We start from the raw sequence: 12,449 nt of genomic DNA, 5'->3' as shown, positions 1-12,449 counted from the left end.
GCCCCATGAGCGGAAACGACCCAACGGACTGGTACCAGCGCCACGGCAAGACCGTCGCCGAGCAATACGAGCAGCTGGACTTCGCCGAAGTCCATAATTGGCTGCTCTACCTACTGCCGAAACCGGACGGCTCAGTCATCCTCGACATCGGCGCCGGCTCCGGCCGCGATGCCGCCTGGCTGGCCGAACGCGGCCACGAAGTGGTCGCCGCTGAGCCCACCCGCGCCCTGCGCGAAGAAGGCCAGCGCCGACACCCCCACCCCAGAATCCGCTGGATCGACGACCGCCTCCCCGGCCTCAAGGCCACCGAACGCCTGGGCCTACAGTTCGACATGATTCTCGTCAGCGCCGTCTGGATGCACCTGCCGGAAAACCGGCGCGCCCGCGCCTTTCGCAAGCTCACCGCCCTGCTCAAACCCGGCGGCCTGCTGGCCATCACCCTGCGCCACGGCCCCGCCGACCCCGAACGGGCCATGTACCCGGTCAGCAGCGAGGAAATCGAGCGCCTGGCCCGCGCCCACGGGGCCTTCATCGAAAAGCGGGAGATCGGCGTACCGGATACCGGCGGCCGCGAAGGCATCCACTGGGATCAGCTCGCCATCCGCCTTCCGGACGACGGCACCGGCGCCCTGCCGCTGATCCGTCATATCGTGCTCAACGATGCCAAGTCCTCCACCTACAAGCTGGCGCTCTTAAGAACATTGTGTCGCATCGCCGAAAGCGCCGACGGCCTCACCCGCCACAACGAGGACGACACCGTCAGCCTGCCCATGGGCCTGGTCGCCCTGGTCTGGGCGCGGCTCTACCACCCCCTGATCAAGGGTGGCTTCCCGCAGATGCCCCACACCCGCGACGGCCGCGGCCTGGCCTTCGTCAAGGCACCCTTCCAGGCGCTGTTGAAACACTCCGCACTGGACCTGCGCATCGGCACCCGCTTCTCGCCGGCCGACAGCCACGCCATTCACCAAGCCCTGCGCGACATCCGCGACACCATCATCAAGCAGCCGGTCCACTACACCACCTATCCCAACGGCGCCCAGGTACTCAAGGCCACCCCCTTCCGCCTACAGCGCCCCCAGGCCGGCATCACCCTGGATGAAGCCTACCTCTGGCACTTCGGCGAACTGACCGTCCCCGCCAGGCTCTGGCAGGCCCTGCAACGCTTCAGCGTCTGGATCGAACCCGCCATTATCACCGAATGGCAGCGCCTGATCGCCGACTACAGCGAACGACAGGGCAAACCACTGAACGAACTCGCTCTCACCCAGGCCATGCACTGGTCCGACCCCGAACGGGATGTCGGCCTCGCCCGAGAACAGGCCCTCCAACTCATCGAAGCTGGCCACCCCCTGCACTGCGTCTGGAGCAAGAAACGCCTCACCCCCAACAACCTAGACATCGACCACTGCTTCCCCTGGTCCGCCTGGCCCTGCGACGACCTCTGGAACCTCATGCCCGCCCACCGGGCCACCAACAACCAGAAAAGCGCCCGCCTCCCCAGCGCCGAAACCTTCCAGGCCGCCGAAGAACGAATCATCAACTGGTGGGAACAGGGATACTGCAGGGAATCCAAGCCGCTACTCACGGAGCGTTTCCACGGCGAAGCGCGGGCAACCCTGCCCACACCTGAGCCAATACGCAACGACTCCCTGATTCAGATATTCGATGCCGCCAATCTCAGGCGGATACGGTTGAGGCAGGATCAGCAGGTGCCGGAGTGGTCACAAGAATAAAACATTGCCTTCTGCTGTTTCGATTGCCGATGCCGCTCACCAATATTCGTTAGAGCGCTTCGTAGTATTCTCGGATCATCTCGGCCATCAGATGTCGTCGGGCTTCGAGAAACTCCAGGTAATTGTCGGCGGTAACATCGCTGATGAAGCCGGGGATCGCGTTCTCTCTGAGGTTATTCTCTAGATCGGCCTCATCCGTAATCTCGCCTAGCTGCATCACGCCAGTCGATATTTGTTCAGACATCCACGCCATGTACTCCTTGGGCGGACAATCTTTGATTCGGATATTGATCGGCGTTTCCGTCAATGCAAAGTTGGCTACCTGATTGTAATCGCCCTGTTTTGGGAAGCCATTCTTAATCAAGTGATTCTTTGGCACGATATGATGCAAGTCGCCATGGCCTTCAATCATATGGGCAACACCAGTGGACTTCGAGAGGAACCCACGCCCACCCTTGCTCACCCGAGCGGCTAGATAGATCTGAAATACAGGGCTCCGTTTACTCGGTGTATTAAGCTCTTGAGGCAAGGCCACGTTCCAGTAGCCATCCCCAAGCTCGGATTCCTCAAGTACCCTCAAGTACTCTTCAGCGCCTTGCTCCTTTATTCGTCTCAGGTCCGTCTCCCATGTCGACTCGAAGCTACCAGTCGCCCGCCCGGTCAATAGCGAAAGAACAAACCAGCGTTTGACGATCTTCGTCCTCTCACCTTCCGACATATCCGGATTCTGGCGCAATCGAAGGTATAACGCATAAGCAAAGTTCAACGCGTTCTTGGAACCAATCATGCTGGCATCGATAAACCCCACCGACTTGAGCATCATTACGAATCGTTCAACATGCGTCTTCCGTACTAGCTCATCCAGCGCGTTCCCGAATCTCTCGTAAGCACCAGGAATTCTGGACTCATCGATTCTGCGGGTTTCGGGATCGAGTCCGGAGAGCTCGCTGACGATCGCCCCTGCCTTACCACGACTAAAACCAACCAGCCCGGCGACGCGGATCACATCCGTGTACTCCGGCTGAAACAACTCATCAGACTGCTTACTGAGCCACTCAATCTTTTTGATATGGTCGGTAGCGGCAAACTCTTTGTCATTCTTCTGGATGTCCTCGAAGGCATGCCCCGCGATGCCCAGATGGCAAAAATAGTCAATAAGCTTCCGAAGATTCCGCCCCTCATCACCATAGGTCGCAATCTTACTCATTACGAAATCCGCGCTGGAGAGCGGCACACCCTTGGCGTTGATACGGACGAAAATTTCCGCCACAGTTTCAACATCCAGATCATCCGCAAGCTATATCACGCCTACTTGCGCATGTTCGATTGCAGCCAATTTCGTCACAGAGGCTTCAATCTTCTTTTCGTCTACATCTGGATTCTTATCAAAATAATTCCGAAGAAAGGTCAACTGGCTTCCACCCGAGAAGAACTCGCTAATATCGTGTATCCACTGCCTATTTTTTCGAATAACAGGCGTCAGAGTGGCAAACTCTTCCGTGTTTGGATTAAAAGCGATCGCAATATTCCGCTTTTGATATTGCTTTCCGACAACCGGCTGCCCGGCAATCGCCGCCCGCAGCGCCGTCACTCGCTGCTGACCGTCAATGAGAATCTGCTGATGCGCGGCCACCTCACCACCCTTCAGCTTCGCTCCAACGGATTGCCAGGTGATCAAGTATCCGACCGGATAACCGTTATAGAGGGAGTCCATCAGATCGCGGACCTGGGAGGTCTTCCACACGAAGGGGCGCTGCAGCTCCGGGATCGCGATCTTGTCGCTGCGGACATCGGCCAAGACCTGGCTGACGGCTGTTTGTTTCACCTCGTATTTCGCCATTAATTCACTCCCGCCTGCTTCAGTCGATGGGCTATAGAGACCCTATTCGAATACTCACCTAACTATCTATATCTGACATCAATAATCTCGTCTGCTTCTTTCTCCCAATCGCCGGGGCGACCCCACTGATCGAGCTCATCGTTAACAAAATACAGCCAATAGCGTTCGACAACGCTGCTATCCCAATGGCTTCTTCGAGACGCCTCCAGTACTTCAACAGCATCATCGCCATATCGCTTAGAACCGACGGGAGTTAACCGCCCTCCCGCTCGCGCTTGGACTTCAGTCTTTGACGCGCCCAATTCAAACGCTGATGTATTAATAGGGGCGTATCCTGCACAGGCAGATACAAACATTAAAATCAGAATAATAAAGGCCAGTCGCTTCATTTTCTTCTCCGAATTGAACAGAAAACCCAGGTACCAGTACGGCCGGGACAAACTCCGCATACCGGTTAATACCTATTATCAGAGTGTCGTTATGTCTGTTCGACTGCGCTCTCCGCCATCAACTCTGCCTGACGAATCACCAAGTTGGTCGCCGCTTCCTGTGCGTCCGGCGGATAACCATACTTGGCCAATAGTCGCCGCACGGTTCGACGCATATCGGCGCGGACCGTATCTCGTTGAGTCCAGTCCAGTGTCGCTTTTGCCTTTATACGATCCGCGAGCTCATGTGCGATCTTCCGCAAGGTGTCATCGGCGATGACTTCGCGCGCGGATTTGTTGCTTGCGAGTGCGTCGTAGAAGGCCAGTTCGTCTTCCGACAGGCCAGTTTCCTCGCCGCGATGCACGGCGTCACGGATGGTACGCGCCAGGCCGATCAGCTCTTCGATCACCTGGGCGGTGGTGATGGCACGGTTGGTGTAGCGCGTCAGTACGGCCTCCAGCGATTCGCGAAAGCCCTGAGACTGCACAATATTGACCCGCTCGCGGCTGCGGATTTGATCATTCAACAACTTTCGCAATGTCTCCAACGCCAGGTTTTTCTGTGGCATGCCCGCGAGCTGGCCGAGGAATTCCTCGGAGAGAATACCCACATCCTGTCCGCCGAGTCCGGCGGCTTGAAATAGGTCAATCACACCGTCCGAGGCAATGGCCCCCGAAAGTACCTGTCGCACTGCGGCCCGATTATCTGGAGCCGGCGGCGGGCCGTCGTCGGCCAGTCGCTTGCGGATAGCGGCGCGTACGGCCTGGAAATAGGCCAGGTCGTCACGGATGGCTTCGGTTTCGGGGCGCGGCACGGCCAGCGAAAATGCTTTGGAGAGGCCCGCCACCATGTTCATGAAGCGCTGTTTGCCGTCTGGTTGCTCGAAAATGTAATCGGCGCCGGCGGTCAAGGCCCGGGTCTGCGCCCCCTCGTCGCCGCCAGCAAAGCCGCTGTAATCCAGGCCGTTGAAGAAATCCTTTAGGGCCTCAAACTGGCGCTCCATCAGGGGCACGGCCTCGTTCTGGATGTCTTCCACCGGGCTGCCTTCGCCGCCGGCCTGGGTGTAGGTCTGCACCGCATCCCGCAGTTGATCGGCAATACCGAGAAAATCCACCACCACGCCGCCTGGCTTGTCCCCGAACACCCGGTTCACACGGGCGATGGCCTGCATCAGGTTGTGGCCGGCCAGCGGCTTGTCCAGATACATCGTGTGCATGGGCGGGCAATCGAAGCCGGTCAGCCACATATCGCACACGATCACCAGGCGCAATTCATCGTCCGGGTTCTTGTAGCGGCGAGCCAGTGCGTCTCGACGGGCCTTGCTCCGCGAGTGCTGCATCACCCGTTCTCCTTCGGACGCCGAGCCGGTCATAATCACTTTGATAAAGCCAGCCTCGTCATCATCGGCGTGCCAGTCCGGGCGCAGTGCAATGATCTCGTCGTACAAATCCATGCAGACCTGGCGGCTCATGCACACCGCCATCCCCTTACCCTCAATCACCTGACGACGCTGCTCGAAATGCTCAACGATCTGTTGTGCCACTTGCTGCAGGCGTTCTCGCGCACCCACCAGTTGCTCCAGTGGCACCCGTATATGGGGCGCCGCTTCCTGCCCTTCCTTGTCGGCCTCTGCCGCAAGGCGCACCTGGAGCTCTTCCTCCGCCTCACGCACTCCCTGCTCGTCCGGCACCAACTTAACCAGCCGCATCTCGTAGAAGATCGGCACCGTGGCGTCGTCATTGATCGCCTGGCGGATGTCGTAGATATCGGCATAGTCGCCAAACACCGCCGGTGTACTCTTGTCGTCGCTCTCCAGCGGCGTGCCGGTGAAGCCGACAAAGGTAGCGTTGGGAATGGCATCGCGCATCCAGCGCGCGCCGCCGTCGAGAAAACCGTACTGGCTGCGGTGAGCCTCGTCGGCCATCACCACGATATTGGCGCGCTCACTCACCGCGGCACCGCGCTCCTCAAATTTCTGAATGGTGGTGAACACCACCCCGCCGGAGGCGCGATTGAGTCTGGCCGACAGATCCTCGCGGCTTTCCGCCTGCTCCGGCACCTGACGCAATAGGGCGCGGCCAGCGGCGAAAGTACCGAAGAGCTGCCCGTCCAGGTCGTTACGGTCGGTGACCACCACGATGGTCGGGTTGACCAGTTTTTCATCGCCAATCAGTGCCCCGGCCAGCATCAGCATGGTCAGGCTCTTGCCCGAGCCCTGGGTATGCCAAATCACCCCGCCGCGCCCGTCGCCCTGCCCGGCGGGGGCTTTCAGGGCCTTCTTGACCGAAGCCCGCGCCCGCCGCACGGCACGGAACTGATGGTAGGTCGCCACCATCTTGATGATCGCGCCGCTGCGTTCGTCTTCTTCAAAGGTCACGCAGTGCAGCAGGTAGTCGATGCAGGCACCCGGCTCGAACAGACCCTTGATGAAGGTCTCCAGCGTCGGCTCGCCCGGCGTGCGATCAGTGTCGGTGGCGCGCCAAGGCGCAAAGCGATCGGCGCCGGCGGTCAGCGAACCCACCCGCGTGCGGTCGCCGTCGCTGATGGCCAGCAGCGCGTTGTAGGTGAACAGGGTCGGTATGTTTTCCTTGTAGTCTTGCAACTGCCGGTACGCGGTCCACAGGTCCGCCCGCTCGTTGGTGGGGTCCTTGAGCTCGATTACCCCCAGCGGCAGGCCGTTGACGAACACCACCAGGTCCGGCCGCCGGGTGGCATTACCGCATTGGACGGTGAACTGATTCACCACTAGCCAGTTGTTTTCCGCGAACTGTTCGGTACTCAGCAGCTGCGCCTTATCGCCACGGGTCTCCCCCGAGGCGGTGCGGTATTCCACATCCACGCCATCGCACAACAGCCGTTGCAACCAGCGATTGTTCTGCTCCAGCATCGGCTCCGGAGGGCGCATCACAACCCGTACCGCCTGCTCAATGGCATCGTCGGGTAGGTTTGGGTTAATACGGTGCAGGGCCGAACGCAGACGAGGCTCCAGAACGACCTGCTCAAAGCTGCCCCGCTGCGACGACTCTGCACCGGGCGAAAGGTCCGCGCCGCGGGCGGTGTCGAAACCCAGGGCTTCGAACCAGCCCAGCGCTGCCTTCTCAACTTGTTGCTCTGAAATGGCTTTTGTCATCATTTTCACCGTGCCAATGGGTATTGGTGACCGCACGCGCGCCATTACTTGACAATTCGGCCTGCAACCACCATCATTCGCGGTGTTCTCTGCCAGCGGCAGCAGAACCTACAAAGGCCCCCGCTGAGCCAGCCTGGCAAATCAGCGGTTTTTTTATGTCCATTTCGGCCCCATCCTGATCATATCTACTGTTGACGGTCTCCCCGGCGCCGCGGGAGTATCGGCCAGGAATGCCGTTACGAAGTCCGCCCGACCGTTACCCTTCAATGCAATGACAACCACATAGTTGCCCATCACAACGGTCACCCTGCGCCTACCGTCATACCGCTTTCGCTTCTTGTCCCAGCCCTGATAACACTCGCTGCTCGGATCCTGCAACGCGGCCTTAATCCAATCGAGTCTTTGGGCCCGCTGCCAAGAAAATAAATCCTTGACCCCGTTCCGACGAGATGACTCGAAGCAGCAATGATCAAAATCCCGTTTGCGAAAACGGACTTCGATGCCATCGAAAGACCTGATCGGGCCACAACAATAGGTTGCCTCAAAGTGGGCCCTGAATTCCGTTTCATCAGCCAATTGAAGCAGAGGGGGATAAGCCACAAATCACCAACCCCCGGCCAGGTCGATTCTGAAGACATTGAACTTTTCCTCCCCCTTAAACGTGGGCCCAACTTGTTGGCCGAACAGCTCTTCGTAATGTCGCAAAACTTGCGATTTGGCGCTACCTTCACGCACGCGATCATTGAGGCGATACGCAGCCATTCCCGTAAGCACATCGGCCATCTGGATCAGCACAGACTCCTCGGACCTGACTGCCTGGACTTCATTTACCTCGGACGACAAATTGGAATAGTCTAGGCATCGGCGCAGCACATGGAGACGGTCGCGCCGCCGATTGCTCTTGAAGTCCACAAAAATATTGTATTCGTTGAAATCCAGTATCCAGTGATGCAGGAGCTGATAATAGAATTTGTAGAATCCAAGTTCCTGGTCGTCCTCATGATACAGTTTCAGATCGACCTGACTGTGATCCACCGCTATACAGCGAAACCGAAGTTGATCGCCCTTGCCTTGGAACCACTCGACGAGCTGCCGATAAAAGACCTCCCTAGATGGCGATACCTTTTGCCATTTGAACTCGCCTCCAATCCGATGCCGATCTCGTAGCTGGTGAATTTCAGCCTTGAATGCTTCGCGCTCAGAGGTAGGAAGCCAGAGTCCGCCGATAACCATGAACTGCCCCTGAGGATGCTGGGAGCCCAGCAGGTCAGGGTGGCTTTCATCACAATAGACATCGAATTTCATTCCTGATCCTCACTGGCTTCTGCTTGGTCTTGCTTGAACTGTACCAGCGCCGCCCGATAGGCCTGGAAGTCCGTCCGATAGAGCGCCTCACTGGCAATCAATGGAATATCCAACACCATGAAAGGGTCGTGGTCATTGTCGATATACTCGTCAAAATCGGGATGCTCACCATACGCAAAGCGCGACAGCGGATCGCGAGTGGGTGATCGCAGGTGCGTGCGAAACAGTAGACCCACCACCGCATCCGTTGAGCGCGCCAGAATCTCTGCGTAGCGACTGTCCAGCAGGGGCTCGTAGGCATCGGCCCCATGGGCAGCCGAGCCGTGGGCGTTGCGGATCTCCACTACGCCGCTGATGATCTGGTTCAGCCCCCGCACCAGCGACTCGGCCCCGCTGCGCAGCTTTGCATCCACGCCGCCGTCCTCGCTCGGGCCAAGGTTCAGGTACTTCATCGCCTCGGCAACCAACTTCGGAGCTTCCCAGCCCGCATCCACCGGCACGCTGCGGTCGGTGAGGATGGTCTTGCAGGTGGTCTCGATAATGGTGCGACAGAACGTGACCACCACGCCAGGGCGATCCGGCATCGCCTCCTCCAATGCCTCCACCTGCTCGCGGATGCGCAGCGACTCCGGATGGGCGTCCAGCAACTCCCGGCAGGCGGTGAGCTGGAATCCCGGGGTACCGTACTCAGCCGGCATCGGCACCCCCTTCGGTGTCGGCGACGCGAAGTTCACCGGAGATCAGTTTGGGGAGCAGGGTGTCGCGTACCGCGGAAAGCACCTCGCTTTCTAGCAAATTCCCTCGCATCTTCAATAAGTAAGCGCCAACCACTTCTTCAAAAGCTTCGAGTATTTGCGGCTGTGGCCGCGCACGACGCAACCCATCAAATGTCTTCCGGGTAATCGTGTCGAAAACCGACCCATGAGTTCGTTGCTGAAGCTCAACAACCGCATGGTTTAGCGTGAAATACACAAAGAAATCGCCCACACCCTCCTTTCCGGTCACGCCATAACAAGACTGATTCATGCTCATGGGGACAGCTGCCATTGCCAGCCGACCAACTGTACCGCGCGCAGAGATAATCGAAGTCCCTGCATCCATGACTTTTGCAGAGCTATTATCAACGCCTGCCTGAGTTATTTTTTCCTGTGTGTCGATCACCCAAATGTCGCCATCATTCGGTGCATCTCGCACACTAAACCAGGGAATATCACCGCCCCAGTATTCCGCCTCCTTGCGCTTTGGCGTTCCACCACCAATTAGCTCAACAAGGTCAGACAAAGGCACAACCTCCCACCCCTCCGGCACCGGCCCCAGTTCGGTGTCGGTGAAACGGTCGGGAAGCTGGTCGAAGACGGCCTGGGGCATGCCGCGAAAACTTGTGGCGCCGGCGGCCTTGGCCTTGACCGGCTCGAAGTCCACGAACCAGGCCTTGAAGATGGCCCGCGCCATGGCTTCCTGCGTGCGATTCATTTGGCGATTGAGTTCGATCTTGTCGTCGAGGGTGCCGAGGATGTCGGCGATGGCGCGTTGTTCTTTAAGCGGCGGACGTAGGAATTCAAATTCCTTTATCTGGGCGCCGCTAATATGGGGAACGGCGGTCCCAGTTTGGACACCTAATACATGATGGGTAAACTCATTGGACCCCACTAAATAGCGCAAAAATCCAACATCCAGGTCGGCCCCGCCCCGTAGCCTAGCGACTCGTTGAACAAGTAGCACTGGCAGATCATTTTGATTTACTGCAGCGTATTTCAATCCCGCATCAATCCATGGCCGATCCATTGCGAGAACGATATCGCCATCTTCTAAGAAATAGCGTTCAAGCCCCTCCACCTTGTTGCCAGGCCATCGTTTAACATTCGTCCACCGAAGTTGCCCTTGCGCTATGTTGTCGCCGCGCAAAAGCTTTATTCCATTTCGATCATTAGTGTATTGACTGCTCTTAAATGGATAGCCGGTCAATAGATCCGAATCTCTCCCTAAAGTCGTCGGCATCCAAGCATCATCCGCCATAACCCAACCCCTCCAGATTGGCTTTAATTCGCTCCTCCAACGCATCCGACTCAGCAAACTGCGCGTGCAAATCCGCAGCGAGCCTCTGCATCTTGTCCTCGAAGGGTTCGCCGTCGTCTTCAACGGCGGCGGCACCGACATAGCGGCCGGGGGTGAGCACATGGCCGTGCTTGGCGATTTCCTCCTGTGTGGCAGCCTTGCAGAAACCGGCCTCGTCGGCGTATTCGCCGGCACCCTCTTCACCGCGCCAGGCGTGGTAGGTGCGCACAATGCGGCCGATGTCGCTGTCCGGCGGCGGGTCGCCCTCGGCATCGGCACCGGAAAGCACGCGCAGCACGCGAGTTTGCAGGGTGCCCATCTGGCGGGCGTCGATAAACAGGGTCTCGCCGCGGCGGTCGCGACCGCCGTGGCGAATGTTGCGGCCCGTCTTGTCGCGACTGATGAACCACAGGCACACGGGGATGCCGGTGGTGAGAAAAAGCTGGGCGGGCATGGCAACGATGCAGTCCACCAGGTCGGCCTCGATGATCGCCTTGCGGATATCACCCTCGCCGGAGCTGTTGCTGGACAGCGAGCCGTTGGCCATGACAAAGCCGGCGATGCCACCACCGCGGCCGTTCGGCGGGGCCAGGTGGTGGATGAAGTGTTGAATCCAGGCGTAGTTGGCGTTGCCGGTGGGCGGCACGCCGAACTTCCAGCGGACATCATCGCGCAACAACTCGCCGGACCAGTCGGAGATGTTGAACGGCGGATTGGCGAGGATGTAGTCGGCCTTGAGATCGGGGTGCAGGTCGCGAGTGAAGCTGCTGTCGGGCTTCGCCCCCAGGTTGGCCTCAATGCCGCGGATGGCCAGGTTCATGTGCGCCAGCCGCCATGTGGTGGGATTGGATTCCTGGCCAAAGATGGAGATGTCGCGCTGGTTGCCGCCGTGGGCCTGGGTGAATTTCTCCGATTGCACGAACATGCCGCCGGAGCCGCAACAAGGGTCGTAGACGCGGCCTTCGTAGGGCTCGATCATCTCCACCAGCAGCCGCACCACCGAACGCGGGGTGAAGAACTCGCCGCCCAGCTTGCCCTCGGCGGCGGCAAACTTGCCGAGGAAGTATTCGTAGACCCGGCCGAGCACATCCGTGGCGCGGGCCTCGTCAGAGCCGATGGTCATGGAGCCGATCAGGTCGATTAGCCCGCCCAGGCGTTCAGGCGCGATGCCGCGCCGGGCGTAGTCGCGCGGCAGCTTGCCCTTGAGCTTGGGGTTTTCCTGCTCGATGGCGTACATGGCGTCGTCGATCAGCTTGCCAATGTTGGGCGTCTTGCCCTGGGCCTGGATCTTTTCCCAACGCGCCTGTTGCGGCACCCAGAACACGCCTTCGGCGGTGTACTCGTCGCGCTGCTCCAGCAGGGATTCGGCCTGTGCTCCCTTGATGCCGTCAGCGGCCAGCTCCCTCGCCAGCGTCGCGCGCCGGGCCTGGAAGGCATCGGAGATGTACTTGAGGAAGATCAGGCCGAGGACCACATGCTTGTACTCGGCTGCGTCGATGGAACCGCGTAGCTTATCGGCTGCCTGCCAGAGCGCTTCAGGGTCCACGCCCAGTTCTGTTGTCGAGCCGCTTACTATGGATTTCTTTTTTCGCGTCTTCTTGCTTGCCTTTTTCACGGCCTTCTTTTTACTCACTTTCACAGGGCCATCTTTCCTTTCTTGCTGTCCGGATTGAGTCGAGTCGGGTGACTGGACACGATAGACGGAGCCGCCCCGTCCACGTCCCTTGGCCAATATGCCCTCCTCGATCAGTTGATCACGGGCCTCCCAGTACCCCTTCTCCGAGAATCGGCGACCTAGACGCTCTCGGAGTGCATCCTGAAGGGCTTGGTTTCCGATGGTGGCGCCGTCCTTGGGGACGAGCGCCAGAAATGCCTTTCGGAATAGCTTGTATCGCTCCTGATCCACTTTTCACTCTCTAAGTTGATTTATCCGTGGTAAACATTTTCCCGATGCCAG

Annotated in this window: 7 protein-coding genes and 1 pseudogene; 1 reads left to right on the top strand and 7 read right to left on the bottom strand. The window is 58.8% G+C overall.

Annotated features, from left to right (window positions below; all coding sequences use genetic code 11):
• On the top strand, nucleotides 1-1,733 hold a 1,733-nt coding region (locus VCB98_RS13065), incomplete at its 5' end, for a class I SAM-dependent methyltransferase (RefSeq protein WP_346053257.1).
• Nucleotides 1,734-1,782: 49 nt separating this feature from the next.
• Here the strand turns inward: VCB98_RS13065 and VCB98_RS13060 are convergent.
• From VCB98_RS13060 to VCB98_RS13025, 7 genes and pseudogenes are all read right to left on the bottom strand, one after another.
• Nucleotides 1,783-3,573, bottom strand: a pseudogene (locus tag VCB98_RS13060) (GmrSD restriction endonuclease domain-containing protein).
• A 62-nt stretch (nucleotides 3,574-3,635) separates the two neighbouring features.
• Nucleotides 3,636-3,962: a hypothetical protein gene (locus VCB98_RS13050; RefSeq protein ID WP_346053253.1), complete on the bottom strand. Its 327-nt coding sequence runs from the start codon at nucleotides 3,960-3,962 to the stop codon at nucleotides 3,636-3,638.
• 89 nt (nucleotides 3,963-4,051) lie between these two features.
• Nucleotides 4,052-7,132 carry a type I restriction endonuclease subunit R gene (locus VCB98_RS13045; RefSeq protein WP_346053251.1) on the bottom strand — a complete coding sequence of 1,027 codons (3,081 nt, stop codon included), beginning with the start codon at nucleotides 7,130-7,132 and terminating at the stop codon, nucleotides 4,052-4,054.
• Between the two features lie 603 nt (nucleotides 7,133-7,735).
• A complete protein-coding gene (locus VCB98_RS13040) occupies nucleotides 7,736-8,437 on the bottom strand; it encodes a DUF3800 domain-containing protein (RefSeq protein WP_346053249.1) in 702 nt (233 codons plus the stop codon).
• Nucleotides 8,434-9,135 carry an abortive infection family protein gene (locus VCB98_RS13035; protein ID WP_346053248.1) on the bottom strand — a complete coding sequence of 234 codons (702 nt, stop codon included), beginning with the start codon at nucleotides 9,133-9,135 and terminating at the stop codon, nucleotides 8,434-8,436. Before VCB98_RS13035 ends, VCB98_RS13040 begins: the two co-directional genes overlap by 4 nt.
• On the bottom strand, nucleotides 9,125-10,453 hold the full coding sequence (locus VCB98_RS13030) for a restriction endonuclease subunit S (RefSeq protein ID WP_346053247.1): 1,329 nt from the start codon (nucleotides 10,451-10,453) through the stop codon (nucleotides 9,125-9,127). Before VCB98_RS13030 ends, VCB98_RS13035 begins: the two co-directional genes overlap by 11 nt.
• The gene (locus VCB98_RS13025) at nucleotides 10,443-12,068 is read right to left on the bottom strand and encodes a type I restriction-modification system subunit M (protein ID WP_346053258.1); all 1,626 of its coding nucleotides are present in this window, start codon (nucleotides 12,066-12,068) and stop codon (nucleotides 10,443-10,445) included. The genes VCB98_RS13030 and VCB98_RS13025 overlap by 11 nt, the downstream gene beginning before the upstream one ends.
• Nucleotides 12,069-12,449: the final 381 nt, after the last annotated feature.

This window comes from Natronospira elongata (assembly GCF_034931365.1).
Taxonomy (GTDB): domain Bacteria; phylum Pseudomonadota; class Gammaproteobacteria; order Natronospirales; family Natronospiraceae; genus Natronospira; species Natronospira elongata.
The sequence above is the reverse complement of the archived record's forward strand: the minus strand, read 5'-3'. Positions and strand labels throughout refer to the sequence as shown.